Source organism: Streptomyces sp. Y309 (assembly GCF_056712025.1).
In genome coordinates this window covers 4,832,415-4,853,412 of sequence record NZ_CM160048.1, presented here as the reverse complement: position 1 = coordinate 4,853,412, position 20,998 = coordinate 4,832,415, and the positions used below count along the sequence as shown (strand labels likewise).

Genomic DNA, 20,998 nt, shown 5'->3' with positions numbered 1-20,998 from the left:
TCTGGTGACGGTCGCGTCAGGCGAACAACCCCGGAACCGTCTCCGTGTGCGCCACCCGCAGTTCCTCCAGGGACAGGGAGAACTCGCCCTGCACCTCGACGGCGTCACCGTCCACGACACCGATCCGCGTGGCGGGCAGCCCCCGCGCCCCGCACATGTCCGTGAACCGCAGCTCCTCGCTGCGCGGCACGGACACCACGGCACGGCCCGCGGACTCGCTGAGCAGGAACGTGAAGGCGTCAAGCCCGTCCGGCACCACCAGGCGCGCACCGACCCCGCCGCGCAGGCAGGACTCCACGACCGCCTGGATCAGGCCGCCGTCGGACAGGTCGTGCGCGGCGTCGATCATGCCGTCGCGCGAGGCGGAGATCAGGATCTCGGCGAGCAGCCGCTCCCGCTCCAGGTCGACCTTCGGCGGCAGCCCGCCGAGGTGGTCGTGCACGACCTGCGACCAGGCCGAGCCGCCGAACTCCTCGTGGGTCTCGCCGAGCAGGTAGAGGAGCTGGCCCTCTTCCTTGAACGCGATCGGCGTGCGGCGCGTGACGTCGTCGATGACGCCGAGCACGGCCACCACGGGCGTCGGGTGGATCGCCGTCTCGCCGGTCTGGTTGTACAGCGAGACATTGCCGCCGGTCACCGGGGTGCCGAGCGCCAGGCAGCCGTCCGCGAGACCGCGCGTGGCCTCCGCGAACTGCCACATCACGTCCGGGTCCTCGGGCGAGCCGAAGTTCAGGCAGTTGGAGATGGCGAGCGGCTTGGCGCCGGAGGCCGCGACGTTGCGGTACGACTCCGCGAGCGCGAGCTGCGCGCCCGCGTACGGGTCGAGCTTCGCGTACCGGCCGTTGCCGTCCGTCGCCATCGCGACGCCCAGGTTCGACTCCTCGTCGACGCGGACCATGCCCGCGTCCTCGGGCTGCGCGAGGATCGTGTTGCCCTGCACGAAACGGTCGTACTGGTCGGTGATCCACGCCTTGGAGGCCTGGTTCGGGGACGCGACCAGCTTGAGGATCTGGTCCTTCAGCTCGGCCGAATTCGCCGGGCGCGCCAGCTTGTTGGCGTCGTCCGCCTGGAGCGCGTCCTGCCAGGACGGGCGCTCGTACGGCCGGTGGTAGACCGGGCCCTCGTGCGCCACCGTGCGCGGCGGTACGTCGACGATCTGCTCGCCGTGCCAGAAGATCTCCAGGCGCTCGCCCTCGGTCACCTCACCGATGACGGTCGCGATGACGTCCCACTTCTCGCAGATCTCCATGAACCGGTCGACCTTGTCCGGCTCGACGACCGCGCACATGCGTTCCTGCGACTCGCTCATGAGGATTTCCTCGGGCGAGAGCGAGGAGTCCCGCAGCGGGACCGTGTCCAGGTCCACGCGCATGCCGCCCGAACCGGCCGACGCCAGCTCGCTGGTGGCGCAGGAAAGGCCCGCGCCGCCGAGGTCCTGGATGCCCGCGACCAGCTTCTCCGCGAAGATCTCCAGAGTGCACTCGATGAGGAGCTTCTCCTGGAAGGGGTCGCCGACCTGGACGGCCGGGCGCTTGGCGGGGCCGGTCGAGTCGAAGGTCTCGGAGGCGAGTACGGACACGCCGCCGATGCCGTCGCCGCCCGTGCGGGCGCCGTACAGGATGACCTTGTTGCCGGTGCCGGACGCCTTCGCGAGGTGGATGTCCTCGTGCTTCATCACGCCGATGCAGCCCGCGTTGACCAGCGGGTTGCCCTGGTAGCAGGAGTCGAAGACGACCTCGCCGCCGATGTTGGGCAGGCCCAGGCAGTTGCCGTAGCCGCCGATGCCCGCGACCACGCCGGGCAGCACCCGCTTGGTGTCGGGGTGGTCGGCGGCGCCGAACCGCAGCGGGTCCACGACGGCGACCGGGCGCGCGCCCATCGCGAGGATGTCGCGCACGATGCCGCCGACACCGGTCGCGGCGCCCTGGTACGGCTCGATGTACGAGGGGTGGTTGTGCGACTCGACCTTGAAGGTGACCGCGTAGCCCTGCCCGACGTCGACGACGCCCGCGTTCTCGCCGATGCCGACGAGCATGGCGTCGTTCTCGGGGATCTTCTCGCCGAACTGCTTCAGGTGCACCTTGCTGCTCTTGTACGAGCAGTGCTCGGACCACATGACCGAGTACATGGCGAGTTCGGCACCGGTCGGGCGGCGGCCGAGGATCTCGCGGATGCGCTCGTACTCGTCCGGCTTCAGGCCGAGTTCGGCCCAGGGCTGGCCGGCTTCGGGGGTCTGCTCGGCGTGCTTGACGGTGTCCAGGGTCATCGTGCACCCACCAGGTTCTTCAGGATCGAGGTGAAGAAGCCCAGGCCGTCCGTGCGGCCCGTCCCGATCAGCGGCTCCACGGCGTGCTCGGGGTGCGGCATCAGGCCGACCACGTTCCCGGCCGCGTTCGTGATGCCCGCGATGTCGCGCAGCGAGCCGTTCGGGTTCATGTCCAGGTAGCGGAAGGCGACGCGGCCCTCGGCCTCCAGCATGTCGAGGGTGCGCTCGTCCGCGACGTACCGCCCGTCGATGTTCTTCAGCGGGATCGAGATCTCCTGGCCGGGCTCGTAATCGGCCGTCCAGGCAGTCGAGTTGGTCTCCACCCGCAGCTTCTGGTCACGGCAGATGAAGTGCAGATGGTTGTTCCGCAGCATCGCGCCGGGCAGCAGGTGCGTCTCGGTCAGGACCTGGAAGCCGTTGCAGATGCCGAGCACCGGCATTCCGGCCCTGGCCTGGTCGATGACCGACTCCATGACGGGCGAGAAACGCGAGATGGCGCCGGCCCGCAGATAGTCGCCGTAACTGAAACCGCCCGGCAGCACCACGGCGTCGACCTGCTTCAGGTCCTTGTCGCGGTGCCACAGCGGCACGGCCTCGGCACCGGCGACACGGACGGCGCGCTGAGTGTCGCGGTCGTCGAGCGTTCCCGGAAAAGTGACGACTCCGATTCGAGCAGTCACTTCGCCCCCACCGCGGGCTCCGCGGGCTCTTCGACCTTTACGACGAAGTCCTCGATCACGGTGTTGGCGAGGAAGGTTTCCGCCAACTCGTGGATACGGGCGAGCGCGGCCTCGTCGACCGGCCCGTCGACCTCGAGTTCGAAGCGCTTTCCCTGACGTACGTCGGAGATGCCCTGGAAACCGAGGCGCGGCAGTGCACGCTGCACCGCCTGTCCCTGGGGGTCGAGGATCTCCGGCTTGAGCATGACGTCGACTACGACGCGTGCCACTGGCACTCCCGGTGTGTGGTGCTTGCGTGTGCTGCTTGCGGGGTATCGCCCGGCTGCGCTGAGCAGGTCGCCGAGCAGGTTCCTTCAGACTACCCGTACAAAATTTCTACCCGCGTAGATTCGTAGCAACATACGTGACCGCAGTCACTTCACGGCGGTCGTCGGGGCGTCGAACAGGACACGTCCGCGAAAAATCCTGGAAAAGATCACAGTTCGCCATTGCGCCCGCCACCCCGCCGCCCCCACCCTGCTTGGGCAGTGGCCGACCTGCCCGTATTCTCCCGGACACGGCGCCGGAACACGCGGTCAGTTTTCGTCGGCTTCACCATTCAATGCCAGGCACTGTACAAAGGAATTGGCAATAGCCGATACTTTGTCCCATAACTGCCGGACAGTCGGCATCACCGCACGTCATTGCACGTCAATGCGGTGGCGTCGCACGAAAGGACCGATATTCGTGGCGCAGCGTGTCGTGGTCACTCTCTATGACGACATCGACGGCTCAGAAGCGGCGGAAACGGTCGCCTTCGGTCTTGACGGGAAGTCGTACGAGATCGATCTCAACCAAACCAATGCCGAGAAACTCCGCAAGGTGCTCGCCCCCTACCTGCAGGCGGCCCGCAAGCAGACGAAGTCCGGCAAGGTCTTCCGGCACACCGCGGTGACGCCGGACCCGGCCGCCGTGCGCGCCTGGGCCCGCTCCCACCAGCTCGACGTGCCACCGCGCGGGCGGATCCCGAAGAAGGTGTACGAGGCGTTCGCCGCCGCCAACTGAGCCGGCCGGCGATCTCCGTACCGGGCTGCCGACGATCCCGGTGCGGGGGCGCCGACGAACTCGGTACGGGGGCCGCCGACGATCTCGGACGGAGTCGCCGACGAACTCTGTACGGGGGTGCTGTGCAGCCGACTTGCGCAGCACCCCTGCTGGTCAGCTAGAGTCTGGAGCACGCCGAGGGGCGAGGCCGAAAGGCCGAACCCCGAGGAGTCGTGCGGGTGTAGTTCAGTAGTAGAACATCCCCCTTCCAGGGGGAAGGCGCAGTGTGCAATTCCTGTCACCCGCTCCGCACCGCTCACCGATCATCCATTCGGGTGAGGTAAGCTGGTGCTCGCACCGATCAGTGAGAGCTGGTCGGGGGCAATGCGAACGTAGCTCAGTTGGTAGAGCGCAACCTTGCCAAGGTTGAGGTCGCGAGTTCGAACCTCGTCGTTCGCTCCACATATGAAGGCCCGGCGCCCCAGGCGCCGGGCCTTCGTCGTGTCCCCCTCCCCGGGGGATCTGACATTTGTCATGCGGGTCGATGACAACGCGCACTGCCCGCGGCCCCGACGGCGGCCGAGCCTGGAGTCATGACTGACCAAGTGATCGACGTGACCGGCCTGCGACGCAGCTACGCGGGCGGTTTCGAGGCGGTCCGAGGGATCTCGTTCACCGTGGGCCGCGGTGAACTGTTCGCTCTTCTCGGCACCAACGGCGCGGGCAAGACGTCCACCGTCGAGCTCCTCGAAGGCCTCGCGGAGCCGGCCGGCGGCGCGGTGCGGGTGCTCGGGCACGACCCGTACCGGGAGCGGGACGTGGTGCGGCCCCGGATCGGGGTGATGCTCCAGGAAGGCGGCTTCCCCTCCGAGCTGACCGTCGCCGAGACCGCGCGCATGTGGGCCGGATGCACCAGCGGGGCGCGCCCCGTCCGCGAGGCACTCGACGCCGTCGGGCTCGCCGCACGCGGCGGCGTCCGCGTGAAACAGCTCTCCGGCGGCGAGAAGCGGCGCCTCGACCTCGCGATGGCGCTCATCGGCGACCCCGAAGTGCTGTTCCTGGACGAGCCGACGACCGGGCTCGACGCCGAAGGCCGCCGCGAGACCTGGAAGTTGGTGCGCGCGCTGCGCGAGCGGGGCACCACGGTGCTGCTCACCACCCACTACCTGGAAGAGGCCGAGCAGCTCGCCGACCGGCTCGCGATCCTGCACGAAGGGCGCATCGCCGCCACCGGCACCGTCGCCGACGTCGTCGCCGCCCAGCCCGCACGCATCTCCTTCGAACTGCCCGAGGGGTACTTCCCCGGCGACCTGCCGCCGCTCGCCGAACTCGGCGTGACCGGCCACGAGGTGGAGGGCCGCACCGTGCGGCTCCGCACGGACCAGCTCCAGCGGGTCGCGACCGCGCTGCTCACCTGGGCCCAGCAGGCCGGAGTCGAACTGGGGAGGCTCGACGTGCGGGCCGCCTCACTGGAGGAGGCGTTCCTGCGGATCGCGCAGGACGCGACGCGGACGGCCGAGAAGGCCGACGGCACCTCGGGCGTTCCGGACGGCTCCCACACGACGTACAAGGAGACGGTGGCATGAGCTCGACGACCACGGCGCCGCGGGGCGTGGCCGACCTGTCCGTCACCCGGACCACCCCGGCGGGGCGGCTGCGGGCGCTGGCGCGAGCCGAGCTGACGCTGCTCGGCCGCAGCAAGGGCGTGCTGTTCACGGCGCTGTTCGTGCCGCTGATCATGCCGTTCAGCTTGCGCCAGGCCACCAAAGAAATGGACCTGGACGGCACCGGCCTGTCGGTCGGCTCGGTCGTCCTGCCGTCCTCGATCGGCTTCTCCCTCCTCTTCGCGGTGTACTCGGCGCTGGTGAGCGTCTACGCTGCACGACGCGAGGAACTCGTATTGAAGCGGCTGCGCACCGGCGAGGTGCGGGACCTGGAGATCCTCGCGGGCGCCGCGATCCCCTCCGTGGCCATCGGGCTCGCGCAGTGCCTGGTGCTGGCGGTCGCCTGCGGGGCGCTTCTCGACGTCGGGGTGCCCGACGCGCCGCTCTACGCCGTCCTCGGCCTGCTCCTGGCCCTCGTGCTGTGGCCCGTGCTCGCGGCGGTCACCGCCAGCTTCAGCCGGAGCGTGGAGAGCGCCCAGGTCGCGGCCCTGCCGCTGGTGTTCGTCTCGTTCCTCGGCTCCGGCACGTTCGTGCCCCTCGAAGTCCTGCCGGACAACGTCGCCGCCGTCTGCGAACTGCTGCCGCTCACCCCGACGATCGAGCTGCTCCGCGGCGGCTGGACCGGAGACATGGCCGCGTCCGAGGCGCTCGGCGCCCTCGCGGTCGCGGTGGCCTGGATCGTGGTCGGCGTGTTTGCTGTACGAAGGTGGTTCCGCTGGGAGCCGCGTCGCTAGGTCCCAGGGGGCAGGACCTGCCAGGGGCTGCTGAGCGGGCGAAGGGATAGGGAACGGTGGGCCGGATACGGCGATTGCGGCGCGACTGGCGTGGTCTGAAGAAGATCGAGCAGGTCGAGTTCCAGAGCATGGTCATGTGGCGCGTCATGCCGTGGTTCCTGCTCGTCGGCTGGGCCGTGCTGCCGGTGGGCCTGAGCCTGCGGCACGAAGTCACGGCGCAGCTCCTGGGCTGGACCCTGATCGCGGTGGGCGCGCTGCAGTGCGCCCACATGAACCGCTCGCTGCGGCGGTCCCTCGACCACTACCTGGGCCGCGCGGAACTGCCGCGCCGCGACCTGGCCGTCGCGCTCGCCCTCACCCTCGTCGCCTTCGCCCTCGCGCTGGCGCTCGAACGCGTCGACGGCATCGTCCCGGACGGATTGATCAGCTTCGCCGCGCTGTTCCTGATCACTCCGTACGCGCAGGCCCTGGCCTTCGCCGTACCGATGAAGAGCTTCTTCCGCCGCCTCGCCCTGGGCGCCGCCGTGCTGGTGGCGGGCTTCGCCGCCGTCGGCATGCGCGACAGCCGGTTGCTCGGCCTTGTCGGACTCGTCGCCTTCGGCGGCCTGACCGCCCTGCTGACCGCGCGGTGCGGGGCCTGGTCGCTGTCCGTGATGTGGGAGGCGGACCGGGCCCGGGAGGTCGAGGGCCGGCTCGCGGTGGCCGAGGAGCGGCTGCGGTTCGGCCGCGACCTGCACGACGTCATGGGGCGCAACCTCGCCGTCATCGCGCTCAAGAGCGAGCTCGCCGTGCAGCTCGCCCGGCGCGGACGGCCCGAGGCCGTGGAGCAGATGATCGAGGTGCAGCGGATCGCGCAGGAGTCCCAGCGGGAGATCAGGGAAGTCGTACGCGGCTATCGCGACGTCGACCTCGGGGTGGAACTCACCGGCGCCCAGGGCGTCCTGGAGGCGGCCGGCATCGCCTGCCGGGTCACCGGTTCGCCGGCCGGGCTGCCGGACGCCGTGCAGTCGGCACTGGGCTGGGTGGTGCGGGAGGGCACGACGAACGTACTGCGGCATGGCGACGCGCGAAGCTGCGCCATCGAGCTTTCGGCCGGGGAAGGACGTACGACATTGATCATCGAGAACGACGGAGTGCCGGAGGCCGTCGCGGCCCCGGGCGGATCCGGGCTCGCCGGCCTCAGGGAACGGCTGGCCGAGGTGAGCGGGAGCCTGGAGCACGACAGCGCCGGGGGCCGCTTCCGGCTCACCGCGCGGGTGCCGCTGCCCGACCGCGAACCGGGCGCCGGAGCCGCCGAGCCGCGGCCGGTGCTCCCCGAGGCGAGGGCGCTGTGACCGTGCGTGTGCTGCTCGCCGACGACGAGCATCTGATCCGAGGTGCGCTGGCGGCGCTCCTGGCCCTGGAGGACGACCTGACCGTCGTCGCCGAGGCCGCGTCCGGGCCCGAGGCGCTGGCCATGGCGCGGGCCCACCGGCCCGACGTGGCCGTGCTCGACCTGCAGATGCCGGGGCTCGACGGTGTGAGTGTGGCCACATCCCTGCGTACGGAACTCCCGGACTGCCAGGTCATGATCGTGACGAGTCATGGCAGACCGGGACACCTCAAGCGGGCCCTCGCGGTCGGTGTGCGGGGGTTCGTCCCGAAGACGATGAGCGCGCAGCGGCTCGCGGAGATCATTCGCACGGTGCACGCCGGAAACCGCTTCGTGGACCCGGAGTTGGCCGCCGACGCGATCTCATCGGGGGACTCCCCGCTGACCGAGCGGGAGGCCGAGGTGCTCGAACTCGCCGCCGACGGGGCGCCCGTCGCGGAGATCGCGGAGCGGGCCGCGCTGTCGCAGGGGACCGTCCGCAACTACCTCTCCTCGGCGGTGACGAAGATCGGTGCGGAGAACCGGCATGCGGCAGTGCGTCTCGCACGCGAGCGAGGTTGGGTATAGTGGCTACCGCGCTTCGGCGCACTGCGGACGTAGCTCAGTTGGTAGAGCGCAACCTTGCCAAGGTTGAGGTCGCCAGTTCGAACCTGGTCGTCCGCTCCATACAGAAGCCCCCCAGTTCCTTGAACTGGGGGGCTTCGTCGTGTGCTTCGGGTCTCGCGTGCTTCGACTCGTGCGCTTCGGGCCCGGCTAGGTCCAGGGAGTCCCGGTCAGGCGCTCGTAGGCCTCGATGTACTTGGCGCGGGTGGCGTCCACCACATCGGCGGGCAGCGGCGGGGGCGGCTGCTCGCTCGCGCGGTCCCAGCCGGACGCGGACGAGGTGAGCCAGTCGCGCACGTACTGCTTGTCGAAGGAGGGCTGGGGGTGGCCCGGCTCCCACTGGTCCGCGGGCCAGAAGCGGGACGAGTCCGGGGTCAGCACCTCGTCCGCGAGCACGAGCTCGTCCGCGGCGAAGCCGAACTCGAACTTCGTGTCCGCGAGGATCAGCCCGCGCTCCCGCGCGACGTCCCGCGCCCGGCCGTACACGGCGAGGGTCGTCTGCCGCAGCTGGGCCGCCGTCTCCGCGCCGACCTGGCGGGCGACCTCCTCATAGCTCACGTTCTCGTCGTGCTCGCCGACGGCGGCCTTCGCGGCCGGCGTGAAGATCGGCGCGGGCAGCTCCGAGCCGTCGGCCAGACCCTCGGGCAGGGCGAGGCCGCAGACGGTGCGGGACTCCTTGTACTCGGCGAGCCCCGAGCCCGTCAGATAGCCGCGGGCGACGCACTCCACCGGGATCATCTGCAGGGACTTGCAGATGAGGGTGCGGCCCGCCCAGTCTGCGGGGGCGCCCTGCGGCAGGTCCGTGGAGATCACATGGTTCGGGACGAGGTCCGCGAGCTGGTCGAACCACCACAGCGAGAGCTGGGTCAGGACCCGGCCCTTGTCGGGGATCTCGGTCGGCAGCACCCAGTCGTAGGCGGACAGGCGGTCACTGGCGACCATGACGAGCTCGCCCGCCTCGTTCCGGTACAGCTCGCGCACCTTCCCAGTGTGCAGATGCACCAGGCCCGGAACCTGGATCGGTTCGGGCTTTTCGACGAATCCGGACACGGTTCCTCCCCGTGGTTCTGTCCAAGTGATCCGATTCTCCCGTATGCGGGGGGATGGTTTTGGCCATGGGTCGGGCAGGTCGGCCGGCGGAGGTGCTCGGTCCGGCCTGTGGCGCGCGCTCAGTCGCGTTTGCAGATGCGGTCGAGGAGGTTGGCCGTGGCGCGCTGGACGCGCGGGTCGACATGGCCGGGGCGGTCCAGGGCCGGGGTCCAGGCGAAGGTGCCGGAGGCGAAGACGAGGGCGCCGGACGGGGCGCGGTAGAGCGAGGTCTCCTGGTGCCGCACGGAGCCCTCGCTGTCCGCGTACGGAGAGTGGGCGAGCAGGATGCGGTCCTGGTGCTCGGGGAGCGCCGTGCGCGGGAAATAGCGGTCGGCCTCGCCCGCGACCAGGCCGTCGATCTCGTCGCCCTCGTGCGCGCCGGTCGCCTCCCACAGCCAGTGGTCGGCGTTGCGCACGATGAGCGGGTGCGGCTCCGGGACCCGGCCCGCGTACTGGATGCCCATCAACTGCTGCTCCGGCACGTCGACTTCGCGCCAGAGCGCGGCCTTTCCCGGGCCGCGGCGTTTTCGGCAGGTGAGCAGGCGGTCCGGGACGCCGGAGGGCGAGGGGCCCAAGTCCACCTGCCAGTACATGGTGTTGGCGGAGAGGAAGACCAGGGACGTGCCGTGCTCGCGGGCCAGTTCGGTGGTGCGGCGCATTTCGACCGACCAGTACTCGTCGTGGCCGGGGAAGACCAGGCCGCGGTACCGCGTGGGGTCGATGCGGCCCGCGTGCAGGTCGCGGGAGTCGGCGTACGCGAGGTCGTAGCCGTAGCGCTCGGCCCAGCGGATGAAGTCGTAGGCGTGGCCCACGTGCAGGGGCAGGCCCGCGCCCGCGTACGGCCGGTCGAAGGAGACCGTGGTCGCGGCCTCGCTCTCGCCGAGGAGGCGGCCGTGCTCGTCCCAGGCGTGGTAGAGGCTGGCGCCCGTGCGGCCGTCCTCGGGGTAGAGGTTGTACGCCTGCCAGGTGATGTCGGGCAGCAGGACGAGCAGGTCGGCGGAGGGGGCGCCCAGCTCGCCCGCGCCCAGCTCGCCCGTGCCCGGCTGGACGCTGTCGCGGACGGTGAAGGGGACGTGCGAGCGGAAACCGTCGGTGGTGGTGAGGACGGCGACGTACGCCCCGATGTTCCAGTACGACGGGATCTGCAGGCGCCAGGACAGCCACCAGTGGTGGCAGGAGACCGTGCGGTCGGCGGTGAGCGGGGGCGGCTGCACGATGCCCGCGAGGCGCGGGCTGGTGGTGATTTTGCGGGCGCCGTCGCCGCTGTAGTGCCCAATGCGGTAGATGTCCACGCTGAACTGCTGGGGCGGGTCCACGGTGATGTGGAAGTCGATCGCCTCACCGGGGGCGGCGGCTCCGGTGCCGGTGAAGCCCTTGATCTGGCGGTGTACGTCGTCGGCGGTGCGGGGGCCGCCTGCGGGGCGGGGGGCGGGCACCGACTTGGGGGCGGTGGCGCCCGGGGCGTGGTCGACGTACCAGGGGACGACCTGGCCCGTGTCGTCGAAGTAGTGCTCGGCGCCGCGGAGCCAGGGCAGTGGGCCCTGGCCGAACGGGTCGGTCACGGCGTGGGCGAGGGCGCCCGACTCCCAGCGGCGGATCGGCTCCGGTCCCATGCGTTGTCCCCTCCCTCGCTCCCCCGAGCCTGGGCTGGCGTGCCTGTCACGGCTACCGGCCCCAGCACATCACATTACGCACGCGGGCCGTCACCGTTCGTCGTGAAATCCTTTGGGGGCGCTGTCCGTTGGGTTGCTTGTCGTCTACGTGATGGGTGCCGTGGGTCTGGGATCGTCCTGGAGGCGTCAGACCAGGCGGACTGGCTTTTCGGGGCGGATGCCCTGGGTGGTGAGCCAGTGGCGGAGGGGTTCGGGGTCGCCGTCCTCTACGAGGGTGAGGACGCGGGGGGTGAGGTCGGCCGCACGCTCGCCGCGTATCAGGAGGGAGGGGCCGTCCAGCCAGTCGAGGCCGGGCGCCGCTCCCGCCGTGTCCACGGCCGCGCAGCACACCATCGCCGTGACATGGTCGGCCAGCAACTCCCGGCCCGAGCGGGGCGGTTGCAGCGGGAACAGCGGCAGCACGCCGTCGTCCCAGAGCGCCTCGTCCGGCCCCTGCCCGGCCGGGGCGGGGCGGGGCGGCGCGGCGGCCTCCTCGCGGGCCAGCTCGGCGCTGAGTCCGGCGGCCAGCGTGCCGCCTCGGCCTTCGGACGCGTCCCCTTCGTCGCCCTCGTCGTCGGCGAAGCCGATGTATTCGGTGGTGGCTTCGGCGGTGGAGGGGGTGTCCGGGGCAGCGGATGCGGCTGCGGGTGTGGGGGTGGCAGCGGATGTGGATGTGGCTGCGGGGGCGGAGATGGCTGCGGCGTCGGTGCTCGCGGTCGGGCCCGCGGCCGTGCGGGCCTCGGCCCGTTCCGCCGCGTCCGCCCGCGCCTGCGCCGCCGCCCGGCGTGCCGTCGCCTCCGGGTCCGTGAGGTGATCGAGGACCCGGCCGAGGGTCGGGCCCTTGGGGTCGGGGGCCGTGGGGTCGGCGGAGTGGCTGACGCCGAGGGAGTCCAGGACGCGGTGGAGGCGGGCCGCGTCCGTGCGCCACTTCCGGTCGACGACCTCGTCGGGATACTCCTGCCAGGCCACCGGCGCCCAGCCGGGACCCGGCTCGGCGGGGCCGCCGTGGAACAGCCGGGCGGCGAGCAGCGAGGCCGCCTCGTCCACCACGCCGGGCTCCTCCAGGAGGTCGCACGCGGGCCGCTCGCCGAGCCGGGACGCGAAGCCTTCGGCGAGGCGGTCCCTGCGGGAGAGCTCGGTGAGGGCGGAGACCACGCCGGCGTCGAGCCGCGAGGGCCAGCGCCCCATGCGCCAGGCGGGCAGCGCGACCCGGGTCAGCAGCCGGTCCCACCCGGCGTACGCCAGGCCGACCTGCTCCTGGGCGACGATCCGCACCCCATAGTCCACGGTCTGCGCGCGCTCTGCCGCGGCCGCCGCGACGCCTCGCTCCATCTCCGCGGCGTGCATCCGGCAACTGCGCAGCAGCAGCCGCGCCACCCAGCCGACGCCGCCGAGGACGGTGCCCGTGAGCGGCCCGCGCCCGGGTGCCGACGCGACGGCGACGGCGGCGTCCAGGCCGCGTACGAAACGACGGGCGGCCGCTATGTCCGGGTGCGCCGACGGGCCCGTGCCCGCGACGACCGGCGCGAGCACCGCGCGCAGCTCGCCGACCCGCATCCACCACAGGAAGGGCGAGCCGATGACGAGGACCGGAGCGGCGGGGGCGCGGCGCTGGCCTGCGCGGACGCCGCGTATCGCCGTGGCTCCGTCTCCCGGCCCCATGTCCGCCGCCATGGTGCTGCTGTCCGGGCCGCCCCCGGCCGGGGCGTCCATGCCTGTGCGGGGCGCGCCGCCGTCGGCCGGGGTGCCGTGCGCCCGGTGGGTGCGGTCCTCCAGCCAGCTGTCGCAGTCCGGGGTGAGCGCTATCGCCGAGGGGGCGGGGACTTCGAGGCGGTCGGCGAGGTCCCGCACCAGGCGGTACAGATCGGGGGCGGAGGCCTCCGGGATCGGGACCGTGGGGCTCATGGCGGGTCTGGCGCGCGCGACGACGAGGGCGACCGCCCCGGCGCCGAGCAGGACGAGCACCGCGAGCGCCGTCACCGTCCAGCGCACGGCGTCCCAACCGCCGCCGCCTATGTGCCCCATGGCCGCGGCGGCGAGCAGCACGACGGCGACGGCCGCGGGCAGCAGGGCGACGGCCAGCGCCCGGCTGCGGATGCGCAGCACGGCGAGAGCCCGCGAGCGCGCGGCCTGCGCACCCGCCTCCACACCCATCCCTGACACGACCGAAGTCACCCCCTGCTGCCTAGAGCTCGGCCGGCGGCCGGAGCCGACGGCGCACGTCGATGGCGTTGCACACTCCCCCACTGTGGCACCCGCCACCGACATCGCAATGCCGGTGGGCTGTTTGGCTCTGAGTGCCTTCAATGCCTGCGCCGAACCCTAGTTGGGGTGCCGGGCACCGTCAGCCGGATGGGGGAGCGGTCACTCGATGGAATGGCTTTGGGCAAAGCTGACCCGCTCCACGGAGGGCGGCGGCGCGGGGCTCGGGGCCGACGTCCACCGGGCCGACCGGGCCCGCCGGTCCGGCAAGTCGGCGGCCGTCATACGGCGGGCTCAGTGCTCACGCTCCGTATCGCCGCGTGGGTCTACGGCCGTCCGTGGTCACGTACGGCACACGGCGGGGGCGCCCGGGAGGAGGGGGTTGCGGACGCCGTCGTACGCCCGATCCCGAAAACGCATGACGCGCGCCTGCACGTGCAGGACGCGCGCCACAGCGCTGCCGCGTCTCGGGCTGCGCCTCGGACCGGCTACGTCTCGGACCGGCTACGCCTCGGACCGGCTATACCTCGGACCGCGCTGCCTTCTCCGCGATGTCCGTGCGGTGCTGGGAGCCGTCGAGGCGGATGCGGGAGACGGCGGCGTACGCGCGCTCGCGCGCCTGGGCGAGGTCGGCGCCGGTCGCCGTCACGGAGAGGACGCGGCCGCCCGCGCTGACGACCGCGTCGCCGTCGTGCCTGGTCCCGGCGTGCAGGACGTACGCGTCGGGGGCGTCCTGGGCCGCGACGTCGGCGAGGCCTTCGATGGGGTCGCCGGTGCGCGGCGTACCGGGGTAGTTGTGCGAGGCGATGACGACGGTGACCGCGGCGTCGTCGCTCCAGCGCAGCGGCGGGAGGTCCGCGAGGTTGCCGCTCGCCGCGGCGAGCAGGAGGCCCGCGAGGGGGGTCTTCAGGCGGGCGAGGACGACCTGGGTCTCGGGGTCGCCGAAGCGGGCGTTGAACTCGATGACGCGGACGCCGCGGCTGGTGATCGCGAGCCCGGCGTAGAGCAGTCCGGAGAACGGGGTGCCGCGGCGGCGCAGTTCGTCGACGGTGGGCTGGAGGACCGTCTCCATGACCTCGTCGACGAGCTTCGGGTCGGCCCACGGCAGCGGCGAATAGGCGCCCATGCCACCGGTGTTGGGGCCTTCGTCGCCGTCGAGGGCGCGCTTGAAGTCCTGGGCGGGGCGCAGCGGGACGACGGTCACGCCGTCGGTGACGGCGAAGAGGGAGACCTCGGGGCCGTCGAGGAACTCCTCGATGACGACGCGGCCGCAGGCCAGGGCGTGCTCGCGGGCCTGCTCGACGTCGGCGGTGACGACGACACCCTTGCCCGCGGCGAGGCCGTCGTCCTTCACGACGTACGGAGCGCCGAAGGCGTCGAGGGCCGCGTCGACCTCCTCGGGCGTGGTGCAGACGTAGGAGCGGGCGGTGGGCACGCCGGCACCCGCCATCACGTCCTTGGCGAAGGCCTTGGAGCCCTCGAGGAGGGCCGCCTCCTTCGACGGCCCGAAGCACGGAATGCCCGCTTCGCGCACGGCGTCGGCGACCCCGGCGACGAGCGGTGCCTCCGGCCCGACGACGACGAGTCCGGCACCGAGCTCGGCGGCGAGGGCCGCCACCGCCCTGCCGTCGAGGGCGTCGACCTGGTGCAGCTCGGCCACGTCCGCGATGCCGGCGTTGCCGGGGGCGCAGTGCAGGGCGGTGACCGCGGGGTCGAGGGACAGGGAGCGGCACAGGGCGTGTTCGCGGGCACCGCCGCCGATGACAAGGACCTTCACGGGGTCAGCCTAGCCGGGTCCGGCGGGGCGCCTTTGTCCGGGCATCCGAGGGGGCGGGGCGGGTCTGTATGTACGTTCCTACAGACTGCGGTGGGGTGGGCACGTCCGTTGGGTACGTCCGTGGGGTGCCGATAGCCGTGCGGTGGGCGGCAGTTGGGGCGGTCTGGCCGGGCCTGTTCGGGCGGGCCGGGCCGAGCCTTGGCCGCGCCTGATCGGGCCGGAGCCGCTCCTTGGCCGCGCCTGGTCGTTCACGTACTCCTCTGTTCGTTCTCCCCTATTCGTTCGGGTACTCCTCCACCACCGTCGCGCCCAGTTCGCGGACGATCAGCTCGTGGCCGGAGAGGGCCGAGTCGACCAGGTCCGGGTCGTCGTCCTCCGGGATGTCGTCCTCGAGGGCGACGTGCCGCCGGGGGGCGCTGGGCTCGGGGTCCGGGGCGGAGGGCTGGGACGAGCCTCGCGCCGGTGCGGCGGACGCGGTGGTGGGCCGGGCGGGCCCCTGCTGCTGCGGCGCCGGGGACGGGGCGGGGGCCTGCGGCGGCGCGGGCTGCTGAGGCGCGGGGCGCGGGGCCGCCGGAGCGCCGCCGCCGAAACCGCTCGCGGCGGGCGGCGGTGCCGAGCCGCCGGACGGGTCGACGATCGCCTCGACCTTCCACTGCACCCCGAACTGCTCGGTCAGCGCCTGCCGCAGCACGTCCTCGCTGCCGCTGCTGGCGAAGTTGTCCCGGGCGCCGGCGTTCACGAAGCCGAGCTGGAGCGTGGTGCCGTCGAACCCGGCCACCTGGGCGTTCTGGCTGAGCAGGATCCAGGTGAAGCGGCGGCGGTTCTTGACTGCTTCGAGGATGTTCGGCCAGAGGGAGCGGGGGTCCGGGCCGCCGCCCATGTACGCCGCGGGGGGCGCCGTGGGTGTCTGGGCCGCCGGGGGCGCGGGCGGGGCCGGGGCCGGAGCCGGGGGTGCGGCGGGGGGCTGGGCCGGGCTGCCGCCCGCGGGGGCCGCGGTGGGCCAGCCGCCGGGGCGGTTGGCCGCGGGGGCCGGGGTGCCTGAGGGGGTGGCGCCGCCGGTCGGGGCGGGGGCGCCACTGCCCGGCGCCGGGGTGCCGCTGCCCGGGGCCGAGGCCGTGGGCCAGCTTCCGGGGCGGTTGGCGGCGGGGGGCGCCGCCGGGGGCGGGGTCTGGGCCGAGGCCTGGTCCGGGCCCTGCGCCGGGGTGACGGACGGCTGGGCAGGGCTGCCGGTGGGGGCCGCCGGTGCAGCCGTGGTGGGCGCCTGCGGGGACGGCTGGGACGCTGCCTGGGACGGCTGGGTCGTCGGAGCCGTGGGAGCGGCGCCGGAGTCGGGCTGGCCGACGGCGCCGGAACCAGCACTCGCACCGGAACCACCCGCCCCGGCCCCCCGCACCGCGGCCCGAGCAGCCGCGGCCCCGCCCCCCGGCGGAATCTCCGGCCCCGGCGCACCCTGCGACATCGACGGAACACCCGGACCGGGCGGACCGGGCGGCACCCCCGGCCCCATCGGCGGCACGTCGACCCCGGGCTGCCGCACTCCGGCGTGGGCCTCGGGCCCGGGGACGTACCCCATGGAAGGAGCCGCGGCGGGCCCTCCGGCCATGAAGTTGCCCCCGCGCTCGAGGCGGTCGAGGCGGGCCATCACCGAGCGCTCGTCGTCGAACGCCGCGGGGAGCAGCACGCGCGCGCAGATCAGCTCGAGCTGCAGCCGGGGCGAGGTGGCCCCGCGCATCTCGGTGAGGCCTTCGTTGACGATGTCGGCGGCGCGGCTGAGCTCGGCGCCGCCGAACACCGAGGCCTGCGCCTGCATCCGCTCCACGACGTCCGAGGGGGCGTCGATGAGCCCCTTCTCGGCGGCGTCGGGCACGGCCGCGAGGATCACCAGGTCCCGCAGCCGCTCGAGCAGGTCGGCGGCGAAGCGGCGCGGGTCGTTGCCGCCCTCGATGACGCGGTCCACGACTTCGAAGGCGGCGCCGCCGTCACCGGAGGCGAAGGCCTCGACGACGGAGTCGAGGAGCGAGCCGTCCGTGTACCCGAGCAGGCCCGTGGCCATGGCATACGTCACACCGTCCTCGCGGGCGCCCGCGAGGAGCTGGTCCATGACGGACATGGAGTCACGCACGGACCCGGCGCCCGCGCGCACGACGAGCGGCAGCACGCCGTCCTCGATGGGGATGCCCTCGTGCCCGCACACCTCGCCGAGATAGTCGCGCAGCGTGCCGGGGGGCACGAGCCGGAACGGATAGTGGTGCGTGCGCGACCGGATGGTCCCGATGACCTTCTCGGGCTCCGTCGTCGCGAAGATGAACTTGAGGTGCTCCGGCGGCTCTTCGACGACCTTTAGCAGGGCGTTGAACCCCGCGGAGGTGACCATGTGGGCCTCGTCGATGATGTAGATCTTGTACCGGCTGGACGCGGGGCCGAAGAAGGCCTTTTCGCGCAGGTCACGCGCGTCGTCCACGCCGCCGTGCGAGGCGGCGTCGATCTCGATGACGTCAATCGAACCCGGCCCGTTCCGCGCGAGGTCGCGGCAGGACTGGCACTCGCCGCAGGGCGTGGGAGTGGGACCTTGCTCACAGTTCAGACAGCGGGCGAGGATGCGCGCGCTCGTCGTCTTGCCGCAGCCGCGCGGGCCACTGAACAGGTACGCATGATTGACCCGGTTGTTCCGCAGCGCCTGCTGCAGCGGGTCGGTTACATGCTCCTGCCCGATGACCTCGGCGAACGACTCCGGGCGATAACGGCGGTACAGCGCGAGAGACGACACGTATACGAGGTTATAGGCGCCCACTGACAACCCGGACCGCCCGAGTGACAACCCGGACCGCCGAAGCCGCAAGCCCGCCCCGCCGCCCGGCCCGGCCCGGCCCGGCCCGCCCCGGAACGCAAAGCGCCCCCCACGCACCCGCCAGAGCCGACCTACCCTTGCTGCCTTCCGGCCCTGGGGGAGTTCAGTCAGATAGCGCCGCGTGAGGGGCTGTCCCCCACCCTAGCCGATCCCGGGGGGTGCGAACGAGCCCGCTCCCCGCACGAGAACGCACCAGGTCCCCGGGACCGGAACGAGTTCGCGAGCACTCCTCCGCGTCTTGTATTGTTTGCGGCGGAGGATTCGCCTAGAGGCCTAGGGCGCACGCTTGGAAAGCGTGTTGGGGGCAACCCCTCACGAGTTCGAATCTCGTATCCTCCGCCAGTGCCTCACCGGGCACGATGTCGAAGGGCCCCACCGTTCGCGGTGGGGCCCTTCTTCGTGTGCGCTTCGACCGGGCGACGCATGTGCTTTGACCGGCCGACGTGTGTGCTTCGAGCGGCGGTGGTCTACAGGTCGAGCTGGTACTCGTGGGCCGTGTGCGTCGGGAGGTAGCCGAGTTCGTCGTTGACGCGCCGCATGTGCGGGTTGTTGTCGGCGGTGTCGGTCAGGAGGCCGCCGAGGCGGGGGTGGCGTTCTTGGGCCCGGGCGATCGCGGCGGCCTTCATCCAGCGGGCGAGGCCGTGGCCGCGGTGCTCGGGCAGCACCGCCGTGCCGTAGTGCTGGGCGTCGCCCGTTCCGTCACCGGGGACGACCAGTTCGGTGAAGCCGGTGATGGCACCGTCCGAGCGGTCGACGGCCGCCACGGTGTGGAGGATGTCACCGCGCGCGGAGACTGCGGCCGCCGCCGCCCGTACCCGGTCGAGGTCCCAGACCACCGTGCCGTAGTCGACGGCCCCCATCGGCATGTCGTCCATGGCCCGGCGCGACGCCACGTAGGTGTCGGCGAGTTCGTCGGGCACCGTCCCCTCCCATGCCGTCAACGAGTAGCCCGGGTGCGGCTTCTCTGCGAGGGCGGTGAGCGCGGGGAGGTCCGCGTCGGCCAGCGGCAGCCGGGCGTACGTCAGGGCCAGCGCGGCGCGAAAGCCGCCGGCGGTGAGGAAGGCGGCGCCGGGGGATCCGGCCGCGGCCTGGGCGACGACGGTGCTCCGGCCGTCCCGGCGGGCGGCGGCGACGGCCGCGTCGAGCAGCAGGGTGCCCGCCCGCGCGCGCCGTTCGGCGGGGTGGACCTGGACGTCGAGTTCGGCGAGGTGACGCTGGCCCTCCCTGGTGAACAGGCGCAGGAAGGCGTACCCGGCGGGACTGCCGTCGGCACCGGAGGCCAGCCAGGCCAGGCGGCGGCCCGCGGGGGTCTCCTCGGGGTCGGTCAGGGCGGTGATGCGTATGGACAAGCTGTCTCCGTCAGAGGAAGAGGTGCGAGGGGGTCGGTGCGGTCCTGCGCCGGGCTGTACGGGGTGTCACTGAGCCCAGGGCAGGGTGCGGGTGCCTTCCGTGCCCGGTACGGAGGCCACTCCGTCCGCGCGCATGGCGACGTGGGCCTCGGCCGCCTGCGGGGCGTGGACCTGGCGGAGCACGTCCGGCGGGAGGACGAAGGTCTGGCCCGCCGAGATCTTCTCGGTGCGGCCGTCGCAGGTGACGTCGAGGACGCCGGCGGTCACCGTCCAGGCCTGTTCGCGGCTGATGGCGTGCTCGGGGCCGCTCTGGCCCGCCTCCATCTCGACGGTCCAGGTGCTGAGTTCCGTGCTGCCGCGGCTGGGGGCGGCCAGGCCGGTCATGCGGGCATTCGGGGACTCGGTGACGTTCTCGGCGGCGGGGGTGATCACGTGCATGGCGGGCTCCTCTTCCTGCGTGGACTCGTCGTTCTGCGCGGGCTCGTCCGGCACGGCCCATTCGACAAACTGGACTACGACGCCGTTCGGGTCGGTCAGCTGGAACAGCCGCTCGCCCCAGGGCTCTTCGCGCAGCGGCATGGTGATCGGGGCACCGGCCTCGCGCAGGCGCCGCTCCTCGGCCTCGATGCCGGTGACGGTGAGCGCGAGGATCAGGCCCGCGGCCCGTTGGTCGCGCTGCTCGGGCGGGAGCACCTCGCTGCCGCGGCGGAGCAGTACGACGTCAGCGGCACCGTCACCGCGGGTCAGGGACGCGAAGCCGTCGGCGGCCATGGCGACCTGGTAGCCGAGGTGGGTGCGGAAGAACTCAGTCGAGGCGTCCACGTCGGCGACGGTGAGGGACAGGGTGGAGGCGGTGACGTTCAGGGCAACTCCTGGCAGGTAGGGGCGGGGCGGGTGCGGGGTGCGACAGGTGCGGGTCCGGTTTACGCCGTGAGCCGGAACGTCCTCCTGCTCCCCTGGGCGCCCTGATCCTCCTGCTTGAGCTTGCGCATTCAGGTCTGTTCACCCAGGGGAATTTTGCAACGGACGTAACTTTAGCCACGACCCCTCAGTCGGTCAAGCATATTTTTACGCTGGATGTAAGATTCCCTCATGACTACCGAGATGGGGCTCCGCGAGTCCAAGAAGCAGGAGACCCGGCAGCTGATCTCCGACTGCGCCACCAGGCTCTTCATCGAGCGGGGCTTCGAGCAGACCACCATCGCCGAGATCGCCGCCGCGGCCCGCGTGTCCAAGAAGACGGTCACCAACTACTTCCCCCGCAAGGAAGACCTGGCCTTCGACCAATACGAGGCGTTCACCGAGGGCCTGGCCCGGACCGTCGCCGAGCGCGGGCCCGGCGAGGAGCCGCTCACCGCCCTGGGCCGGACATTCCGCGCCGCCCTGCTGGAACACAGCCCCGTCGTCGGCTTCACCGGCCCCGCGTTCGCCCGCATGATCGCCGACAGCCCCACGCTCACCGCCCGGCTGCGCGAACTGCACGACCTGCGGGAGGAGGCGCTCGCCGCGGCGCTGACCGCCGCCGCCCCGGACCCCGACCCGGCCATCGCGCCCCGGGCCGACGCCGCCCTGATCGCCGCGGCGGACCGGCTGATGTTCCGGCGCATCCAGGAACTCACCCTGGCCGGCCGCACCGACGACCAGATCGAGGCCACGCTGCTCCCGGAGGCCGACCACCTCCGCACTCTCCTCGCCGCCGCCCTCGGCAACGACCCCACCGCCATGACCTGGTGACGTCA

16 protein-coding genes, 4 tRNA genes and 1 other RNA gene are annotated in these 20,998 nt (G+C 72.3%); 10 read left to right on the top strand and 11 right to left on the bottom strand.

Annotated elements, in window-relative coordinates:
- Positions 1–16: 16 nt before the first annotated feature.
- The 3 genes from purL to purS are packed head-to-tail and all read right to left on the bottom strand — an operon-like array spanning position 17 to position 3,215.
- On the bottom strand, positions 17–2,266 hold the full coding sequence (purL, locus tag AC0KTA_RS19630) for a phosphoribosylformylglycinamidine synthase subunit PurL (RefSeq protein WP_481049520.1): 2,250 nt from the start codon (positions 2,264–2,266) through the stop codon (positions 17–19).
- A complete protein-coding gene (gene purQ, locus AC0KTA_RS19625) occupies positions 2,263–2,946 on the bottom strand; it encodes a phosphoribosylformylglycinamidine synthase subunit PurQ (RefSeq protein ID WP_481049519.1) in 684 nt (227 codons plus the stop codon). The genes purL and purQ overlap by 4 nt, the downstream gene beginning before the upstream one ends.
- Complete coding sequence (gene purS, locus AC0KTA_RS19620) at positions 2,943–3,215, bottom strand: phosphoribosylformylglycinamidine synthase subunit PurS (protein ID WP_481049518.1); 273 nt, start codon at positions 3,213–3,215, stop codon at positions 2,943–2,945. Before purS ends, purQ begins: the two co-directional genes overlap by 4 nt.
- Before the next feature lie 457 nt (positions 3,216–3,672).
- Here purS and AC0KTA_RS19615 point away from each other — a divergent pair, with 457 nt between their 5' ends.
- From AC0KTA_RS19615 to AC0KTA_RS19580, 8 genes are all read left to right on the top strand, one after another.
- A complete protein-coding gene (locus AC0KTA_RS19615; protein ID WP_481049517.1) occupies positions 3,673–3,990 on the top strand; it encodes a histone-like nucleoid-structuring protein Lsr2 in 318 nt (105 codons plus the stop codon).
- A gap of 214 nt (positions 3,991–4,204) precedes the next feature.
- Positions 4,205–4,276 (top strand) — tRNA-Gly (locus tag AC0KTA_RS19610).
- Positions 4,277–4,355: 79 nt separating this feature from the next.
- Positions 4,356–4,431: transfer RNA gene (locus AC0KTA_RS19605), tRNA-Gly, on the top strand.
- A 131-nt stretch (positions 4,432–4,562) separates the two neighbouring features.
- On the top strand, positions 4,563–5,555 hold the full coding sequence (locus AC0KTA_RS19600) for an ABC transporter ATP-binding protein (protein WP_481049516.1): 993 nt from the start codon (positions 4,563–4,565) through the stop codon (positions 5,553–5,555).
- Positions 5,552–6,367, top strand: coding sequence for an ABC transporter permease (locus AC0KTA_RS19595; protein WP_481049515.1), 816 nt, complete (start codon positions 5,552–5,554; stop codon positions 6,365–6,367). Before AC0KTA_RS19600 ends, AC0KTA_RS19595 begins: the two co-directional genes overlap by 4 nt.
- Positions 6,368–6,423: 56 nt before the next feature.
- Positions 6,424–7,701, top strand: a complete 1,278-nt coding sequence (locus AC0KTA_RS19590; RefSeq protein WP_481049514.1) for a sensor histidine kinase — start codon at positions 6,424–6,426, stop codon at positions 7,699–7,701.
- A complete protein-coding gene (locus AC0KTA_RS19585) occupies positions 7,698–8,306 on the top strand; it encodes a response regulator (RefSeq protein WP_481049513.1) in 609 nt (202 codons plus the stop codon). Before AC0KTA_RS19590 ends, AC0KTA_RS19585 begins: the two co-directional genes overlap by 4 nt.
- Positions 8,307–8,329: 23 nt before the next feature.
- Positions 8,330–8,405: transfer RNA gene (locus tag AC0KTA_RS19580), tRNA-Gly, on the top strand.
- Positions 8,406–8,492: 87 nt separating this feature from the next.
- Here the strand turns inward: AC0KTA_RS19580 and AC0KTA_RS19575 are convergent.
- The 6 genes from AC0KTA_RS19575 to ffs all read right to left on the bottom strand — a co-directional run bounded on the left by AC0KTA_RS19575 (position 8,493) and on the right by ffs (position 18,044).
- The gene (locus AC0KTA_RS19575) at positions 8,493–9,392 is read right to left on the bottom strand and encodes a phosphoribosylaminoimidazolesuccinocarboxamide synthase (RefSeq protein WP_481049512.1); all 900 of its coding nucleotides are present in this window, start codon (positions 9,390–9,392) and stop codon (positions 8,493–8,495) included.
- A 119-nt stretch (positions 9,393–9,511) separates the two neighbouring features.
- The gene (locus AC0KTA_RS19570; RefSeq protein WP_481049511.1) at positions 9,512–11,044 is read right to left on the bottom strand and encodes a N,N-dimethylformamidase beta subunit family domain-containing protein; all 1,533 of its coding nucleotides are present in this window, start codon (positions 11,042–11,044) and stop codon (positions 9,512–9,514) included.
- 186 nt (positions 11,045–11,230) lie between these two features.
- On the bottom strand, positions 11,231–13,237 hold the full coding sequence (locus tag AC0KTA_RS19565) for a hypothetical protein (RefSeq protein ID WP_481056491.1): 2,007 nt from the start codon (positions 13,235–13,237) through the stop codon (positions 11,231–11,233).
- Between the two features lie 568 nt (positions 13,238–13,805).
- Positions 13,806–15,062: a phosphoribosylamine--glycine ligase gene (purD, locus tag AC0KTA_RS19560; RefSeq protein WP_481049510.1), complete on the bottom strand. Its 1,257-nt coding sequence runs from the start codon at positions 15,060–15,062 to the stop codon at positions 13,806–13,808.
- A 274-nt stretch (positions 15,063–15,336) separates the two neighbouring features.
- Complete coding sequence (locus AC0KTA_RS19555) at positions 15,337–17,829, bottom strand: DNA polymerase III subunit gamma and tau (protein WP_481049509.1); 2,493 nt, start codon at positions 17,827–17,829, stop codon at positions 15,337–15,339.
- Between the two features lie 116 nt (positions 17,830–17,945).
- An RNA gene (gene ffs, locus AC0KTA_RS19550) (signal recognition particle sRNA small type) lies at positions 17,946–18,044 on the bottom strand.
- 120 nt (positions 18,045–18,164) lie between these two features.
- Between ffs and AC0KTA_RS19545 the strand changes: the two genes are divergently transcribed.
- Positions 18,165–18,252: transfer RNA gene (locus tag AC0KTA_RS19545), tRNA-Ser, on the top strand.
- A 125-nt stretch (positions 18,253–18,377) separates the two neighbouring features.
- Here AC0KTA_RS19545 and AC0KTA_RS19540 read toward each other — a convergent pair.
- Together AC0KTA_RS19540 and AC0KTA_RS19535 are read right to left on the bottom strand one after the other, a co-directional pair.
- Positions 18,378–19,259, bottom strand: coding sequence for a GNAT family N-acetyltransferase (locus AC0KTA_RS19540; RefSeq protein ID WP_481049508.1), 882 nt, complete (start codon positions 19,257–19,259; stop codon positions 18,378–18,380).
- Between the two features lie 66 nt (positions 19,260–19,325).
- Positions 19,326–20,102, bottom strand: a complete 777-nt coding sequence (locus tag AC0KTA_RS19535) for a VOC family protein (RefSeq protein WP_481056490.1) — start codon at positions 20,100–20,102, stop codon at positions 19,326–19,328.
- 261 nt (positions 20,103–20,363) lie between these two features.
- Here AC0KTA_RS19535 and AC0KTA_RS19530 point away from each other — a divergent pair, with 261 nt between their 5' ends.
- Positions 20,364–20,993, top strand: coding sequence for a TetR/AcrR family transcriptional regulator (locus tag AC0KTA_RS19530; protein ID WP_481056489.1), 630 nt, complete (start codon positions 20,364–20,366; stop codon positions 20,991–20,993).
- The last annotated feature ends 5 nt before the right edge of the window (positions 20,994–20,998 follow it).

Bases quoted from the DNA above. Each gene is read 5' to 3' on its own strand.
- purL (WP_481049520.1), bottom strand. From the start codon at position 2,266: ATGACCCTGGACACCGTCAAGCACGCCGAGCAGACCCCCGAAGCCGGC.
- AC0KTA_RS19530 (WP_481056489.1), top strand. From the start codon at position 20,364: ATGGGGCTCCGCGAGTCCAAGAAGCAGGAGACCCGGCAGCTGATCTCC.
- AC0KTA_RS19565 (WP_481056491.1), bottom strand. From the start codon at position 13,237: ATGGGTGTGGAGGCGGGTGCGCAGGCCGCGCGCTCGCGGGCTCTCGCC.
- AC0KTA_RS19570 (WP_481049511.1), bottom strand. From the start codon at position 11,044: ATGGGACCGGAGCCGATCCGCCGCTGGGAGTCGGGCGCCCTCGCCCAC.
- AC0KTA_RS19600 (WP_481049516.1), top strand. From the start codon at position 4,563: ATGACTGACCAAGTGATCGACGTGACCGGCCTGCGACGCAGCTACGCG.
- AC0KTA_RS19595 (WP_481049515.1), top strand. From the start codon at position 5,552: ATGAGCTCGACGACCACGGCGCCGCGGGGCGTGGCCGACCTGTCCGTC.